Source organism: Streptomyces sp. PKU-EA00015, from assembly GCF_013387495.1.
In the GTDB taxonomy this organism is placed as follows: Bacteria; Actinomycetota; Actinomycetes; order Streptomycetales; family Streptomycetaceae; genus Streptomyces.
Genome location: NZ_JABZEE010000008.1, coordinates 217,009 through 230,837, shown reverse-complemented (window position 1 = coordinate 230,837; position 13,829 = coordinate 217,009). Strand labels below are relative to the sequence as shown.

The window sequence follows — 13,829 nt, the reverse complement described above, 5'->3', positions numbered from 1 at the left end:
ACGCACCAGACCCTCCCCCTGCGCCCTGCGGGCGTGGGGGGACCCCCACTCACGGATCCGGCCTGATCCAAACGAAAGACCCTAGCCGGACACCCCGACCACGGCGGGGCCGGTCTCCTCCCCCTCCGGAGACCGGCCCCGCCCGCGTGTCCGGCCGCTCAGACGAGGGCCGGGTAGTCGATGTAGCCCTGGTCGCCGCCGCCGAAGAAGGAGGACGGGTCGGGGGTGTTGTACGGCCCGCCGGCCCGGAGACGGGCCGGCAGGTCGGGGTTGGCGAGGAACAGGGCGCCGTACGAGACCAGGTCGGCGACGCCGTCCTCGATCAGGGCCAGCTCCCCCGGGCCGGTCGGGCCGTCGGTGGCCGGGTTGAGCACGACCGTGCCGCCGAACAGCTTGCCCAGGGTCTGGACGAGCTCCCGCTGGTCGGGGGTGGCCTCGATGAGGTGCAGGTAGGCGAGCCCGAGCGGTTCGAGCCGCTGGGCGAGGGCGGTGTAGACGGCCTCGGGCTCCGGCTCCTCGATGTCGTTGTACGGGTTGGAGGGCGAGAGCCGGATGGCGGTGCGCTCGGCGCCGATCTCGTCGGCCACGGCCTTGACCGCCTCCACGGCGAAGCGGATCCGGTTCTCGTCGGAACCGCCCCACTCGTCGGTGCGCAGGTTGGTGTTGGGCGCCAGGAACTGGTGGATCAGGTAGCCGTTGGCGCCGTGCAGCTCGACCCCGTCGAAGCCCGCTTCCACGGCGTTGCGCGCGGCGGCGGCGAAGTCGGCGATCGTCGCCCGTACCTCCTCGGCGCTCAGCTCCTTGGGGGTGACGAAGTCCTTGGGGCCCTCGTGGGTGAAGACCTGGCCCTGCGCGGCGACGGCGGAGGCGCCGACCGGAACGAGGCCGTCGGGCAGCAGCACGGGGTGGCCGATGCGGCCGGCGTGCATGAGCTGGGCGAAGATCGTGCCGCCCGCGGCGTGCACGGCGTCGGTGACCTTGCGCCAGGCGGCGATCTGCTCGCGGCTGTGGAGCCCGGGTGTGTCGGGGTAGCCCTGGCCGACGACGGAGGGCTGGATGCCCTCGGTGACGATCAGGCCGGCGGAGGCGCGCTGTGCGTAGTACTCCACGACGGACGGCGTGGGCGTCAGGCCGGGGCCGTGGGCGCGGCTGCGGGTCATCGGGGCCATGGCGATGCGGTTGGCGAGCTGCCTGCCGCCGAGGCGGATCGGGTCGAATGCGGTGGTCATGATCGTCCCCAAACTTATGTGGTCGGCCAACTAACGAGGGCGAGGTCACTGTACCTCATTCATTGGCCGACCAAGGTAATATCTGTGACAGCATCGTGAACACGGGCCGGACCGGCCCGCCGCCGCAGTCGCAGCCCCCAGGGGGTGTCCGAGGAGGTCGCCATGTCCGCCGCGCCCGAGACGCAGGGCTACGCCGCCTGTAGCGAAGCGCTCCCCCACGCCGCACGCGGCGGCCCCGTGAGCCACGCGCTGTCCCGGGTGGCGAGGCTGCACCGCATCGCCGCGGGAAAGCTGCTCAGGGAGCTGGACCTGTACCCCGGCCAGGAGTTCCTGATGATGCGCCTGTGGGGCGCCGGCCCGGTACGGCAGTCGGAGCTGATCAGGGAAGTGGGGCTGGACCCCTCGACGGTCACCAAGATGCTCCAGCGCCTGGAACAGACGGGCCACGTCAGCCGCAGCCCCGACCCCGCCGACCGCCGCGCGGTCGTCGTCGAGGCGACGGAGCGCAGCTGCGCCCTGCTCGCGGACATGTCGGCGGCCTGGACCGCGCTGGAGGAGCAGACGCTGGCCGGCCTGGACCCGGACGAACGCAGGGAACTGGCCCGCCTGCTGGGCAAGGTCGAGGCCGGCCTGTGCACCGAGACGGCGGACTGCGGAGAAGCGCAGGCGTGAGGGCCGCGCGCTAGCGCGAGCCGATGCGCTCCAGCGCGCGGTCCACGTCCTCGCCCGTGTTGTACAGGTGGAACGCCGCCCTCAGCCGGCCCGCCCGCGCCGAGACGACGATGCCCGCCGCGGCCAGCTCCGCCGCGCGGGCGCCGAGGCCCGGGACCGCGACGATCGCCGAGTCGCCCGGCACCGGGTCGTGTCCGAGGGACACGAGGCCCGCCCGGAAACGCCGCGCCAGCGCCACCACGTGCGCGTGCACCGCGTCGATGCCGATCTCCTCCAGCAGCGCGAGCGACTGCTCGCCGCCGTGGTAGGCGAGGAAGGCCGGGGGCTCGTCGTAGCGGCGGGCCGAGTGCGCGAGCTCGTCGATCGGGCCGTACGTCGTCTCCCACAGTCGCTCGGCCGCGAACGTGCCCGCGTGCAGCGGCGCCAGCGCGTCCTGCGCCTCCTCCGTCACGGTCAGGAACGAGACGCCCCGCGGGCACAGCAGGAACTTGAAGCCACCCGTCACGGTGAAGTCCCACTCCCCCGCGCCCAGCGGCAGCCAGCCCGCCGACTGGCTGGCGTCCAGCAGCGTACGGGCGCCGTGCGCGGCCGCGGCCGACCGCACGGCGGCCAGGTCGGCGATCCTCCCGTCCGCCGACTGCACCGACGAGAAGGCCACCAGCGCCGTCCCGGGCCGCACGGCCTCGGCCAGCGCCTCCAGCGGCGCGTACCGCAGCTTCAGGTCGCCGCGCACCGTGAACGGGGTGATGACGGACGCGTACTCCCCCTCGGGGAACAGGACTTCGGCACCCGGCGGCATCGACGCGGCGATCAGCCCGACGTGCACCGAGACCGAGCCGCCGACGGCGACGCGCCCCTCGTCCACGCCGGTGAGCCGGGCGAACGAGCGGCGCGTGGCGTCCACCGCGCCCGACTCCCCCGAGCCGCCCGGTCGCCCCTCGGCCAGCTCCTCGGCGAGCCGGGTCACCGCGCGGACCGTGCGGCGCGGCAGCAGCCCGCACACCGCGGTGTTCAGGTACGTCGACGCGGGTGCGAACTCGCCGCCGCCGAGGGCGTGAAGTCTCTCCATGGGGCCACCCTCCGATGATCGGGACGCCCGGTCAACAACGCCCCGGACACCGGCCCCGGCCGGTACGGTCCTGTCATGCCCGCACTCACTCCGGCCGTCCAGCGCCTCCGTGCCGATCACGCCCCCGCCCTCCTCGCGTTCGAGCGGGAGAACCGGGACTACTTCGCCGCGTCGGTTCCCGACCGGGGCGACGAGTACTTCGCGCGGTTCGACGAGCGGCACGCGGCGCTGCTCGCCGAACAGGCGACCGGACTGTGCCACTTCCACGTCCTCGTCGACGAGGACGGGCGGGTGCTGGGCCGGGTCAACCTCGTCGACGTGGCCGACGGCAGCGCCGAGCTCGGCTACCGCGTGGCGAGGAGCGCGGCGGGCCGCGGGCTGGCGACCGCCGCCGTGCGAGAGGTCTGCGCGCTGGCGGCGGAGTACGGGCTGACCGAGCTGCGGGCGGTGACCACGGTGGACAACGCCGGTTCGCGCGCGGTGCTGGCCCGTACCGGCTTCACCGCCACGGGCGAGCTCGTGCTGGACGGCCGGCCGGGCATCGCGTTCGTACGGCCCCTGTAGGAGCCGGCCTGCGGCACCGGGAACGGCGTCAGGCGGAGGGGACCTCGCAGGACCCGTCGGCGTCGCAGGCCGGGGAGTCGTCGGCGCCGAGCGGGGTCAGCGCCCGGCCCTGCCACGCCTGCTCCAGCGCCTGTGTGAAGACCTCCGCCGGCTGCCCACCGGAGACGCCGTAGCGCCGGTCGATGACGAAGAACGGCACCCCGGTCGCGCCCAGCTCGGCGGCCTCGCGCTCGTCGGCCCGTACGTCGTCCGCGTAGGCGCTCTCGTCGGCCAGGACCGCGCGCACCTCGTCCTCGTCGAGCCCCGCCTCGACGCCGAGCGCGATCAGGACGTCGGCGTCGAAGACCGACCGCTCCTCGGCGAAGTTCGCCCGGTAGGCGAGGTCGAGGAGCTCGTCCTGACGACCGCGGGCCTTGGCGAGGTGCGACAGCCGGTGGATGTCGAAGGTGTTGCCGTGGTCGCGCCCCTCGGTGCGGTAACCGAGGCCCTCCGCACGGGCGTTGGACGCGACGTGCTCCTCCATGGCCCGCGCCTCCTCGCGGGTGCGCCCGTACTTCGCGGCGAGCATGTCGATCACGGGGGCGGTGTCGCCCTTGGCACGGCGCGGGTCGAGCTCGAAGGAGCGGTGCACGACCTCGATCCCGTCGCGGTGCGCGAAGGCGGCGAGCCCCTTCTCGAAGCGGGCTTTGCCGATGTAGCACCAGGGGCAGGCGATGTCGCTCCAGATCTCGACGCGCATGTCTTCTCATCACTCCAGGTCGTGCGGCTCGGGGCATGCGGAGGCCACCTCCGCGGCAGGCTCAACGCTCACGGACGCCGCCCCATTCCGGACGAGGCGCAGGAGTGGAGGACGGGGCTCCGCTACGCCTCGTCGTCGGGCCGCAGCACCAGCTCCAGCAGCCCCGGGAATCGTGCGTCGAACTCCTCGCGGCGCAGGCGGTTGACCCGCTTCGGGCCCTGGTCGCGCTGTTCGACCAGGCCCGCCGCGCGCAGCACCGTGAAGTGGTGGCTCAGGGCCGCCTTGCCGACCGGGACGTCGAAGCTGCCGCAGCTGCGGGTCCACACCGGGGAGCCGGCCAGTTCGCGGACGAGCTGGAGGCGGACCGGGTCCGCGAGGGCGGCGAGGGCCGTCAGGACGGACACGTCGCCGGGGTGGGTGTGCACCGGCGCGGGGCGGTGACCGGCGGTGGGCGACTGGTCCGGCATGCCGTTCCCCTCCATCCTCTTGCCGAGTGTTCGACCGCGATCTTACACTCCGAGTGTTCGCTTTCCATTGAACACTTGTCTCGTCGAAGGGTGGCGCCCCGCCATGCGTACGATCCGGATCACAGAGTTCGGCGGACCCGAGGTACTGCGGCTCGTCCAGGCGGAGGTCCCCGAACCGGGGCCGGGACAGATCACCGTCGACGCCGCCTACGCGGGCGTGAACTTCGCCGACCTCAAGGCCCGCTCCGACGGCTATCGCGTCCCGTCCCTGCCGTTCGTCCCCGGCCTGGAGGTCTCGGGCCGCGTCCGGGCCGTCGGCCCCGGCGTCGAGGGATTCCGGCCGGGGCAGGCCGTCGCCGCGCTGACCCCGTCCGGCGCCTACGCGGACGTCGTCGTCGCGGACGCGGCCACGGCCTTCCGGCTGCCCGACGGCATCGGCCCGCGCACGGCGGCGACCCTGCCCACCGTGCTGCCCACCGCGCACGCCCTGCTGCACGAGGTCGGCCGGCTGCGGGCCGGGGAGAGCGTGCTCGTGCACGGCGCGGCCGGCGGCATCGGCACCGTCGCAGGTCAGCTGGCCCGCGCGGCCGGCGCGGGAGCGGTGTACGGGGTGGTGTCCTCGCCCGCCAAGGCGGAACACGCCCTCGCGCACGGCTACGACGAGGTGTTCACGGGCGACGACTTCGCCGCCGACGCGCTGCGCGCCACGGACGGACGCGGCGTCGACCTGATCCTCGACCCCGTCGGCGGCGACACCCTCCGGCGCGGCCTCGGCGCGCTGGCCGCCTTCGGGCGGCTGGTGTCCTTCGGCAACGCCTCCGGGGACGAGCCGTGGCAGCTCGGCCAGGCCGACCTGATCGCAAGCGGTCGCTCCGTGGCCGCGTTCTCCGTCCTCGCGCTCGCCCAGTCCTCCCCAGGCACCCTGCGCCTGATCACCGAACGCGCCCTGAGCCGGGTTTCGGACGGCACCGTGAAGCTTCCGGTGACCGCCGAGTTCCCGCTCGCCGAGGCCGCGGCCGCGCACACGCTGATGGGCGGACGCACCTCGACCGGCAAGCTGCTGCTGCGCATCGCCGACCAGATCCGCCGGCCCTAGGGGCCGACCCCGCCGCACCCACGTCACTGCAACCGCAAGGAGTCCCATGAATGTTCTCGTCGTCGGAGCCGGTGCCACCGGAGGTCTCTACGGCGCGCGCCTCGCACAGGCCGGCACGGACGTGACCTTCCTCGTCCGGCCGCGGCGTGCCGAGGTCCTGCGCGAGCGGGGGCTGCGTCTGACCGGGGCGGGCGAGGACGAGGTGATCACTCCCCGGCTCGTGACGGCGGACGGGCTGTCGGGTCCCTACGACCTCGTGCTGCTGTCCGTGAAGGCCACCGCGCTGAGCGGGGCCCTGGACGATCTCGCGCCCGCGGTCGGAGCCGGCTCCGCCGTGGTCCCGCTCCTGAACGGAATGGCGCATCTCGACGAACTGAACGCCCGATTCGGCGCCGGCCGGGTGCTGGGCGGTGTCGCCAAGGTCGCCACGACCCTCGACGAGCAGGGCGACATCGTGCGGCTCGCGCCGCGCGCCCTGCTGAACCTCGGCGAGCAGGACGGCCGCCCGTCCGCCCGCGTGGATGCCGCCCGCACCCTGCTGCGGGACGCCGGAGTGGACTGCGACGCACCCGCGGACATCATCGCCGCGATGTGGCACAAGTGGGTGTTCGTCAGCACCGTCGGCGCGCTGACCTGCCTCATGCGCGGCACGGTCGGCGACATCAACGCCGTCCCCGGCGGTCACGAGCTCGGCCCGGCCGTCCTGGCCGAGGCCGCCGCCGTGTCGGCGGCGGCCGGTTTCCCCGTACCGGACGACGAACTGACCTTCACCAAGGAGACGGTGACCCGCAGCGGCGTGCCGTTCTCGTCGTCCCTGTACCGGGACGTGGTGGCCGGCCTGCCCACCGAGGCCGAGCACGTCCTCGGGGACCTGGTCGCCCGTGCCCGCGCGCACGGCGTGGCCACGCCGCTCCTCGACCTGGCGGCACTCCACCTGCGCGTTCACGAACACCGCCTGAACGGTTAGCCGTTCAGCTCCAGCCGCAGCACCAGGTGGTTCCCGAGGCGGGGTTCGTCCGGATCCGGGAACCAGCCCTGACGGGCGTAGAAGCGCTGGGCGCGGGTGTTGTGCGCGAACACCTCCAGGCGGACCGTCGTCACACCTGCGCGCCGCCACGACGCGACGCAGGCGGCGTGCAGTTCGGTGCCGACGCCCGTGCGCCGGCGTGCGGAGTCGACGTGGAACTGGGTGAGGTTCATGACGCCGTCGATCTCGCGTGAGGCCGCGACGCCCGCCACTGCGCCGTCCCGCTCGGCGCACAGCACGGCGCCGCGCCCTATGCCCGCCTCCCAGCCCTCTCGCATGCGGGCGTGTTCGGCGGGGCTGTCGAACAGTTCGTCGGCGATGTGGCCGCGGTAGTAACTGGCGCGCGCCTCGCCGTGCAGGGCGGCGATGGCGTCGAGATCGGCCGGTACGGCGTTCCTGATCATGTGCCGGGGGACGCGGACGGCTCACGCGCGGTTGCGCGGATGGGCGGATGGGCGGCGACCGCCGATGCGGCTGCTGCCCGTCCGGGGCCTCCTCGGCCGCCCACAGGGCGCCGGGCTCGGCAGGGGCGCCGAGCCCGGCGTCCGGGCCAGGTCCTGAACCAGCCCTCGGGGAGGGTGCTCAGTGCTCGGGGCGGCCGTCGACGCGCCGGGGCAGGCCGAGCGGGTTGTCGTCGCGAAGCTCCGGCGGCAGCAGCGCCTCGGGGGTGGTCTGGTACGTGACCGGGCGCATCCAGCGCTCGATCGCGGTGCCGCCGACCGAGGTCGAGGTGGACGTGGTCGCCGGGTAGGGGCCGCCGTGGTGCTGGGCGGCGGCGACGGCGACACCGGTCGGCCAGCCGTTCACGAGGACGCGGCCGGCGAGCGGGGTGAGTTCGGCGAGGATCGAGGCTCCGTTGCCGTTGCCCTCGGCCTCCTCGCCGGACAGATGGACGGTGGCGGTGAGGTTGCCGGGGAGGCGGGACAGGACCGCGGTGACGTCGTCGTGGCTGTCGTAGCGGGCGACGACGGTGACCGGTCCGAAGCACTCCTCCAGGAGGAGGTCGTGCGCACCGTCCGCGGCGAGCCGCGCGGCGGGGACGCTCAGGAAACCCGGGCTGACGGTGTGCTCGGAGCCGGCGCCGGGGGTCACGGGGGTGTCCACGTCCGGCAGGGCGGCGCGCTCGGCGACTCCGGCGACGAAGTTGTCGCGCATGCGGTGGTCGAGCAGGACGCCCGCGGCGGTGTCGCTCACCGCGTCGGTCAGCGTCTTGACGAGCTGGTCCCCTGCCGGGCCCGCGGGCGCGAACACCAGACCGGGCTTGACGCAGAACTGCCCGACGCCGAGCGTCATGGAGCCCGCGAGGCCGGTGCCGATCTGTTCGGCGCGCTCGGCGGCGGCCGCCTCGGTGACCACGACCGGGTTCAGCGAGCCGAGTTCGCCGTGGAAGGGGATGGGGACGGGCCTGGCCGCCGCCGCGTCGAAGAGCGCGCGGCCGCCGCGTACGGAACCGGTGAAGCCCGCAGCCGCGACCAGCGGGTGCTTCACCAGCTCGACGCCCGCGTCGAAGCCGTGGACCAGGCCGACGACCGTCTCGGGGATGCCGTGCCCGGCCGCCGCCCTGCGCAGGAGGGCGGCGACCAGCTCGGAGGTCGCCGGGTGGTCGGGGTGGGCCTTGACGACGACGGGACAGCCCGCGGCGAGGGCGCTCGCGGTGTCGCCGCCGGGCACGGAGAAGGCGAAGGGGAAGTTGGACGCGGCGTAGACGGCGACGACGCCGAGCGGCACCTTGTAGCGGCGCAGGTCGGGAACCGGCGGTGTGGCGGTGTCGTCCGGGTGGTCGATGATCACGTCGAGGAAGGCGCCCTCGTCGACGATGTCCGCGAAGGCGCGCAGCTGGTAGCAGGTACGGGCCAGTTCCCCGGTGAGGCGTACGGGGCCGAGCGCGGTCTCGGCGTCGGCCGCCTCGACGAGGCGGTCCCCCGCGCCGTCGAGCAGTGCCGCGGCGGTTCGCAGGAAGGCCGCGCGGACCGTGCGGTCGGCGAGTGCGGCGCGGGCGGCGTGCGCGGCTCGTACCGCGGTGTCGACCTCCTCGGCTGTGGCTTCCACCGCAACCTGTTCGCGCTGCTTCCCGGTTCGGGGGTCGACACTCCAGACTTCTGCTGCTGCCACCGCGCATTCCTTCCCGGTCTCTGCCATCCCTCAGGATTTGTTCGGTATTCTGAACAGTGTTCCTGGTGATGAATCTTCTGGGGACTCTATTTCCGGGCGTTCCGCGGGGTCAAGGCGTTCCGCGCGGTCAGGACGGGCGCCGGAGAGCGGTCGAGAGGGGCGAAGAGCGATGTCAGCAGTCGATTCCGGTGGAGCGCAGGTCAAGTCCGCGGTGCGGACGGTCGAGCTGCTCGAGTACTTCGCCGGCCGCCCGGGCATGCACTCCCTCGCCGCCGTCCAGGAGGCCGTGGGCTACCCCAAGTCCAGCCTCTACATGCTCCTGCGCACACTGGTCGAGCTCGGCTGGGTCGAGACCGACGCCACCGGCACCCGGTACGGCATCGGTGTGCGGGCCCTGCTGGTGGGCACCTCCTACATCGACGGCGACGAGGTCGTGGCGGCGGCCCGGCCCACCCTGGACCGGCTCTCCGACGACACCACGGAGACGATCCACCTCGCCCGCCTCGACGGCACCAACGTCGTCTACCTCGCCACCCGGCAGTCGCAGCACTACCTGCGCCCCTTCACGCGCGTCGGCCGCCGCCTCCCCGCGCACTCCACCTCGCTCGGCAAGGCGCTGCTCGCCACGCACAGCGACGAGCAGGTGCGCAAGATGCTGCCGGAGACGCTCGCGCCGCTGACCGAGCACACGATCACCGACCGCGAGAAGCTCATCGAGGAGCTGCACGTCGTCCGTGAACGGGGCTACGCGGTCGACCGCGAGGAGAACACCCTCGGTCTGCGCTGCTTCGGCATCGCCATTCCCTACCGCACGCCGGCGCGCGACGCGATCAGCTGCTCGGTGCCGGTGGCCCGGCTCACGCCCGCGCACGAGCAGATGATCAAGGACGCCCTCTTCGACGCCCGCGACCGCCTGACGCTGGCGACCAGGCGCCTCTGACGCACCGGGCGGCGCGACGACCGGGTGGGCGCGGCGGCGTCCTGTGCGTGCCCGGCCTCCGCCGTACGGCCCGTCTCGCCGCGCCCGGTCTCCGCCGTGCGGCGGAGGCGGATCGTCGCGGCGCAGGAGGTGTCCGGGCGCCCGCGCCGGGAGTGTGGTGGTCATGACACCGACATCGCTCCCGGCCGGCACCGACACCCTCCTTCCCGTACGGCGCAGCCCGCTGCGGTCCGCCCTGCGTGCCGTCGCGATCGCCGCCTGCCTGCCCTACCTGGGGCTCAAGATCGCCTGGATCGCGGGCAGCCGCATCGGCATCCCCGAGGGCAGCATCCTGCTGGAACACCGCACGCTGATAGCCGTCGTCAACAGCGTCACCGTGCTGATGGACGCGGCCGTCGTCGTCCTCGCGCTGCTGCTCACACAGCCGTGGGGCCTGCGCGTGCGCGCCTGGCTGCTCGGCGTGCCGATGTGGGGCGCGACCGGGCTGCTCACGCCGATCATGATCGGCTTCCCGGTGCAGCTGGCGGCCTCCGCGGCGGGCGGCACCACGACGCAGGACGCGGGCGAACCGTTCCTGGACGGCTGGGTGTTCAACGTCGTCTACGGCGGTTTCATCCTCCAGGGCCTCTGTCTCGGCACGCTCTTCCTGCTGTACGCCAGGGACCGCTGGAGCCACCTGTGGCAGGGGCGGGTGTGGGACCTGCCCTCCGCCGTGACGGGCCGGCCGGTACGCGCCCTGGCCGTGACCGGAGCCCTCCTCGCGCTGCTCCCGGCCGTCATGCACGTGATGTGGGCGGCCGGATCGACCGTGGCACTGCCCGCCGCCCGCGTGGCGCAGCGCACGAGCGACTTCTATGTCCTGGAGGGTGTGCGCGTCCTCTTCGTGGCCGTCGCCGTCGCCGGAACGCTGTTGCTCGCGTTCCGTGCCGCCCCGGCACTGCCGGTGAAGCTGCCGCTCGGCGCCGCCTGGATCGGGGCGAGCGGACTGGGCGCCTGGGGCGCCTGGCTGACCACGACCGCCGCGATGCCCCAGCCCGATGACGCCGAGCAGACCACGGCCCTGCTGACGCTGACCTACGCTGGGGAGATGATCTCCGGCCTGCTGCTCAGCGCCGCCGTCGCCCTGCTGCTGCGCCGGCGCGGCGCGTGAGCGACCCGCGCGCGGCGGGCCGCGGAAGCAGCACCGGCGGGAGGGGGTCCGGCGGGATGTGGCGCGTCGCGCTGCGGGCGCTGTTCGGGAGGCGGGCGCGGCTCCGCTGGGTCCATCTGGTGCTCGGCGGCGCGCTGTTGATGCCGTTCTGGCTCGTCGGGACGACCGTGGTCGGGCCGCTGGGCGACACGGGAAACCTCTTCACGACCTCGCTCGTCGTGCAGTTCGGTGCATACCTCGTGGCCCTGCCGCTCGCCGCGATTGCCGCGCTGCTGCCGCTGGCCAGACCGCTGTCGGTGGGCGTGGCCCGGGCGCTCACCGGGGTGCCCGCCGAGCTGTTCGCGGACGGGCCCGCGCACAGCTGGGCCGCACGCCTGCGCACCTCGGCCTGGTTCACCCTGCATCTGGGCGTCGGCGCGCTGCTCAGCGGTGCGTCGCTCGCACTGCCCCCGTTCGCGGTCACGCTGATCGTCGCCCCGCTCAGCCGCTCGGTGCAGGACTTCCTCCATGTGCCGTGGTCGATGCGCCCGTTCGACCGTCTCCTGCTGCTGCCGCCCGCGGGGTTCGCCATGCTGCTTGCCCTCGCCGCGTGCTCGGCGGGAGCCGGGGCCCTGCTCGCGCGCCAGGCGCCGGTGCTGCTCGGCCCGACCCCCGCCGACCGGCTCGCCGCGGCCGAGCAGCGGGCCGCCGAGCTCGCCGAACGCAACCGCCTCGCCCGCGAGCTGCACGACTCGGTCGGCCATGCCCTCAGCGCGGTGACCCTGCAGGCGGGCGCCGCCCGCAGGGTGCTGGATCGCGACGTGGAGTTCGTCCGGGAGGCACTGACCGCCATCGAGGAGACGACGCGGCGCACCGTCGGCGAACTCGACGCCGTCCTCGGCCTGTTGCGGCAGGACGGCGAGGGAGCGGACCGCGCCACCGGTCCGACGCTGGACACGCTGGACGGTCTGGTGTCCCGCAGCGGGGTGCGCGTCGCCGTGCACACCGACGGGGATCCGGCCTCGGTGCCCGCCCACGTCTCCCGCGAGGCGTACCGCATCGTCCAGGAGGGCCTGAGCAACGCCCTGCGGCACGCCGGGGCGGTCCCGGTGTCCCTGTGGATCGCCGTACGCGGCGAGGAGTTGGAGATCACGATGGAGAACCCCCTGCCCGACCGGGCTCCCGTGGCGCGCCCGGGCGGCGGGCGCGGCCTGCGCGGCATCACCGAGCGCGCCGCGCTGCTCGGCGGACGGGCTGGTGCCGGGCCGCAGGGCGCGGTGTGGCGGCTGTCGGCCCTGCTGCCGCTGGGAGCCGGCCGATGAGCGCGGTCCGCATCGCCCTCGCCGACGACGAGGGGATGGTCCGCACGGCGCTGCGCGTCATCCTCGACGCCGAGCCCGGCCTGGAGGTGGTGGGCGAGGCGGCCACCGGCGCCGAAGCGGTGTCGATGGTGCGCGAGCGGCGGCCGGACGTGGTCCTGATGGATGTGCGGATGCCGGAGATCGACGGCATCCGGGCCACCGAGCAGATCCTCGGCACGATGGACGCGCCGCCGCGGATCGTGGTGGTGACGACCTTCGAGAACGACGCGTACGTGTACGACGCGCTGCGCGCGGGCGCGTCCGGGTTCCTGCTCAAGCGGGCCGCCGCCGAGGAACTGGTGCAGGCGGTGCGGCTGGTCGCGAGCAGCGATTCGCTGCTGTTCCCGGCGGCGGTGCGTTCGCTGGCCGCCGAGTACGGCCGCCGCGCGCCGGCTGACCTGCCCGCCTGGGCGGGCCGGCTGACCGAGCGGGAGGCGGAGGTGCTGCGGCTGATGGCCACGGGCCTGACCAACGCCGAGATCGCCGGACGGATGGGCGTGGGTGCGGCCACGGTGAAGACGCACGTGGCCTCGGTCCTCGCCAAGACGGGTGTGCGGGACCGTACGCAGGCGGTGATCGCGGCGTACGAGTCGGGGTTCATCTCACCGCGGTGACCGCGGCGGGGGTTCTCGAGAGAGCGCCGCATGAGGAAGTCCTGAGAAAACGGCATACGCGGAACAACGGGCGGTCCGCCGCTCGTCCTCCCACGAGGACGGCGAGGCACGGCGGATCGTGTCGTCGTCGACGGCGGAGCAGCTGCGCAGCGCGATGGTGACGGTCGTCGGGGACGGCACCGGCTCCAACGCGCGGATCCCCGGCGCCGAGGTCGGCGGCAAGACCGGCACCGCTCAGCACGGCGAGAACAACAGCAGGACGCCGTACGCCTGGTTCACGTCCTACGCCAGGTCCTCGGACACGGGCAAGCAGGTCGCGGTGGCCGTGGTGATCGAGGACTCGGGCGCGGAGCGCTCGGAGGTCAGCGGCAACGGCCTGGCCGCTCCGGTCGCGCAGAGGATGATGGAGGCGGCGCTGAGGTAGGCGCCGGGCCGTCCGCGACGCCCGGCAGCTGCGCGGGCCGAGCGGCGGCCGGGACGGAGGGCGTACGTGCGCTGGACGGGGGGAGCGGTGCTCCGTGACCGCACCGCGAGGCTGTATCTGTCCGGAGTGGTCGTCTCCGGTTTCGGCTCGTCCGCGATGTGGCTCGCCGCCGGAATCTGGGTCAAGTCGCTCACGGGGTCCGATTCCCTGGCGGCGCTCACGACGTTCATGATGTGGGCGCCGACGCTGATCGGCCCGCTGCTCGGCACGGTGGCCGACCGGTTCCGCCGCCGGCCGCTGCTGATCTGCTCCAACCTCGCGACGGCCGTCCTGCTGCTCCCGGTGCTCGCCGTGGACTCGGCGGAACACGTGCGGGCGTCGCCAGG

The 13,829-nt window shown here is 73.9% G+C and carries 14 protein-coding genes and 2 pseudogenes; 10 read left to right on the top strand and 6 right to left on the bottom strand.

The window, feature by feature from the left end; all coding sequences use genetic code 11:
• Window positions 1–158: 158 nt before the first annotated feature.
• The gene (locus tag HW130_RS08925) at window positions 159–1,229 is read right to left on the bottom strand and encodes an alkene reductase (protein ID WP_177148894.1); all 1,071 of its coding nucleotides are present in this window, start codon (window positions 1,227–1,229) and stop codon (window positions 159–161) included.
• A gap of 162 nt (window positions 1,230–1,391) precedes the next feature.
• Here HW130_RS08925 and HW130_RS08920 point away from each other — a divergent pair, with 162 nt between their 5' ends.
• Complete coding sequence (locus HW130_RS08920) at window positions 1,392–1,901, top strand: MarR family winged helix-turn-helix transcriptional regulator (protein ID WP_177148893.1); 510 nt, start codon at window positions 1,392–1,394, stop codon at window positions 1,899–1,901.
• Between the two features lie 10 nt (window positions 1,902–1,911).
• Here the strand turns inward: HW130_RS08920 and HW130_RS08915 are convergent, their stop codons facing one another.
• Window positions 1,912–2,970 (bottom strand): aminotransferase class V-fold PLP-dependent enzyme, encoded by a 1,059-nt coding sequence (locus HW130_RS08915; RefSeq protein WP_177148892.1) that lies wholly within the window; start codon window positions 2,968–2,970, stop codon window positions 1,912–1,914.
• 75 nt (window positions 2,971–3,045) lie between these two features.
• On the opposite strand from HW130_RS08915, the gene HW130_RS08910 reads away from it, so the two are divergent.
• Window positions 3,046–3,534: a GNAT family N-acetyltransferase gene (locus HW130_RS08910; RefSeq protein WP_177148891.1), complete on the top strand. Its 489-nt coding sequence runs from the start codon at window positions 3,046–3,048 to the stop codon at window positions 3,532–3,534.
• A 28-nt stretch (window positions 3,535–3,562) separates the two neighbouring features.
• Here HW130_RS08910 and HW130_RS08905 read toward each other — a convergent pair whose 3' ends face one another.
• Both HW130_RS08905 and HW130_RS08900 read right to left on the bottom strand, forming a co-directional pair.
• Window positions 3,563–4,273 carry a DsbA family oxidoreductase gene (locus tag HW130_RS08905; protein WP_177148890.1) on the bottom strand — a complete coding sequence of 237 codons (711 nt, stop codon included), beginning with the start codon at window positions 4,271–4,273 and terminating at the stop codon, window positions 3,563–3,565.
• Between the two features lie 122 nt (window positions 4,274–4,395).
• Window positions 4,396–4,740, bottom strand: a complete 345-nt coding sequence (locus HW130_RS08900; RefSeq protein WP_177148889.1) for a helix-turn-helix transcriptional regulator — start codon at window positions 4,738–4,740, stop codon at window positions 4,396–4,398.
• Window positions 4,741–4,843: 103 nt separating this feature from the next.
• Here HW130_RS08900 and HW130_RS08895 point away from each other — a divergent pair, with 103 nt between their 5' ends.
• Window positions 4,844–5,836, top strand: a complete 993-nt coding sequence (locus tag HW130_RS08895) for a zinc-binding dehydrogenase (RefSeq protein WP_177148888.1) — start codon at window positions 4,844–4,846, stop codon at window positions 5,834–5,836.
• 46 nt (window positions 5,837–5,882) lie between these two features.
• Window positions 5,883–6,803 carry a ketopantoate reductase family protein gene (locus HW130_RS08890; protein ID WP_177148887.1) on the top strand — a complete coding sequence of 307 codons (921 nt, stop codon included), beginning with the start codon at window positions 5,883–5,885 and terminating at the stop codon, window positions 6,801–6,803.
• Here the strand turns inward: HW130_RS08890 and HW130_RS08885 are convergent.
• Window positions 6,800–7,267, bottom strand: a complete 468-nt coding sequence (locus HW130_RS08885; RefSeq protein WP_177148886.1) for a GNAT family N-acetyltransferase — start codon at window positions 7,265–7,267, stop codon at window positions 6,800–6,802. The two genes, HW130_RS08890 and HW130_RS08885, sit on opposite strands and share 4 nt — an antisense overlap.
• A gap of 178 nt (window positions 7,268–7,445) precedes the next feature.
• Window positions 7,446–8,975: an aldehyde dehydrogenase (NADP(+)) gene (locus HW130_RS08880; RefSeq protein ID WP_177148885.1), complete on the bottom strand. Its 1,530-nt coding sequence runs from the start codon at window positions 8,973–8,975 to the stop codon at window positions 7,446–7,448.
• 169 nt (window positions 8,976–9,144) lie between these two features.
• Between HW130_RS08880 and HW130_RS08875 the strand changes: the two genes are divergently transcribed.
• From HW130_RS08875 to HW130_RS08850, 6 genes and pseudogenes are all read left to right on the top strand, one after another.
• The gene (locus HW130_RS08875; RefSeq protein ID WP_177148884.1) at window positions 9,145–9,915 is read left to right on the top strand and encodes an IclR family transcriptional regulator; all 771 of its coding nucleotides are present in this window, start codon (window positions 9,145–9,147) and stop codon (window positions 9,913–9,915) included.
• Window positions 9,916–10,078: 163 nt separating this feature from the next.
• A complete protein-coding gene (locus HW130_RS08870; protein WP_177148883.1) occupies window positions 10,079–11,065 on the top strand; it encodes a hypothetical protein in 987 nt (328 codons plus the stop codon).
• Between the two features lie 56 nt (window positions 11,066–11,121).
• A complete protein-coding gene (locus HW130_RS08865; protein WP_177148882.1) occupies window positions 11,122–12,366 on the top strand; it encodes a sensor histidine kinase in 1,245 nt (414 codons plus the stop codon).
• Window positions 12,363–13,019 carry a response regulator transcription factor gene (locus tag HW130_RS08860; protein WP_177148881.1) on the top strand — a complete coding sequence of 219 codons (657 nt, stop codon included), beginning with the start codon at window positions 12,363–12,365 and terminating at the stop codon, window positions 13,017–13,019. The genes HW130_RS08865 and HW130_RS08860 overlap by 4 nt, the downstream gene beginning before the upstream one ends.
• 103 nt (window positions 13,020–13,122) lie before the next feature.
• Window positions 13,123–13,443, top strand: a pseudogene (locus tag HW130_RS08855) (penicillin-binding transpeptidase domain-containing protein); the annotation flags it as partial.
• 66 nt (window positions 13,444–13,509) lie between these two features.
• Window positions 13,510–13,803: pseudogene (locus tag HW130_RS08850) on the top strand (MFS transporter); the annotation flags it as partial.
• Between the last annotated feature and the right edge of the window lie 26 nt (window positions 13,804–13,829).

Excerpts from the sequence above, each read along its gene's own strand:
- HW130_RS08865 (WP_177148882.1), top strand. The coding sequence starts at position 11,122 with ATGTGGCGCGTCGCGCTGCGGGCGCTGTTCGGGAGGCGGGCGCGGCTC.
- HW130_RS08925 (WP_177148894.1), bottom strand. The coding sequence starts at position 1,229 with ATGACCACCGCATTCGACCCGATCCGCCTCGGCGGCAGGCAGCTCGCC.
- HW130_RS08890 (WP_177148887.1), top strand. The coding sequence starts at position 5,883 with ATGAATGTTCTCGTCGTCGGAGCCGGTGCCACCGGAGGTCTCTACGGC.
- HW130_RS08905 (WP_177148890.1), bottom strand. The coding sequence starts at position 4,273 with ATGCGCGTCGAGATCTGGAGCGACATCGCCTGCCCCTGGTGCTACATC.
- HW130_RS08895 (WP_177148888.1), top strand. The coding sequence starts at position 4,844 with ATGCGTACGATCCGGATCACAGAGTTCGGCGGACCCGAGGTACTGCGG.
- HW130_RS08860 (WP_177148881.1), top strand. The coding sequence starts at position 12,363 with ATGAGCGCGGTCCGCATCGCCCTCGCCGACGACGAGGGGATGGTCCGC.
- HW130_RS08920 (WP_177148893.1), top strand. The coding sequence starts at position 1,392 with ATGTCCGCCGCGCCCGAGACGCAGGGCTACGCCGCCTGTAGCGAAGCG.
- HW130_RS08900 (WP_177148889.1), bottom strand. The coding sequence starts at position 4,740 with ATGCCGGACCAGTCGCCCACCGCCGGTCACCGCCCCGCGCCGGTGCAC.
- HW130_RS08870 (WP_177148883.1), top strand. The coding sequence starts at position 10,079 with ATGACACCGACATCGCTCCCGGCCGGCACCGACACCCTCCTTCCCGTA.
- HW130_RS08885 (WP_177148886.1), bottom strand. The coding sequence starts at position 7,267 with ATGATCAGGAACGCCGTACCGGCCGATCTCGACGCCATCGCCGCCCTG.
- HW130_RS08875 (WP_177148884.1), top strand. The coding sequence starts at position 9,145 with ATGTCAGCAGTCGATTCCGGTGGAGCGCAGGTCAAGTCCGCGGTGCGG.
- HW130_RS08910 (WP_177148891.1), top strand. The coding sequence starts at position 3,046 with ATGCCCGCACTCACTCCGGCCGTCCAGCGCCTCCGTGCCGATCACGCC.
- HW130_RS08915 (WP_177148892.1), bottom strand. The coding sequence starts at position 2,970 with ATGGAGAGACTTCACGCCCTCGGCGGCGGCGAGTTCGCACCCGCGTCG.